Source organism: Polynucleobacter sp. 30F-ANTBAC, assembly GCF_018882385.1.
In the GTDB taxonomy this organism is placed as follows: domain Bacteria; phylum Pseudomonadota; class Gammaproteobacteria; order Burkholderiales; family Burkholderiaceae; genus Polynucleobacter.
In genome coordinates, this window is record NZ_JACVON010000006.1 from 1 (window position 1) to 319 (window position 319).

Annotated in this window: 1 protein-coding gene; it reads left to right on the plus strand. The window is 45.8% G+C overall.

Features of this window, described 5'->3' with window-relative positions:
• Positions 1–319: cadherin-like domain-containing protein (locus ICN28_RS09450; protein WP_216288265.1), on the plus strand; the 319-nt coding region annotated here is incomplete at both ends.

Consider the following 319-nt stretch of genomic DNA (forward strand, 5'->3'; position numbering starts at 1 on the left):
TGTTGATCCTGATGATGTAAACACGGTCACAGAAGATACGACACTGACAGTGGCTGCTAATACTGGTTTATTGCTCAATGCAACTGACCCAGAAGGCAATCCATTAACGATTACTGGATATACCATTTCTGGTATATCAGGTACTCAAGCAGTGGGTAGTCCTGTAACGATTCCGAACGTTGGTGCGCTAACGATCAATGCGGATGGTAGCTATAGCTTTGTGCCAGTTGCTAACTACACAGGTGCGATCCCAGTTGTAACTTATGTGATCAGTGATGGTCAGGGTGGTACAGATACATCGACCTTGACGCTCACGATG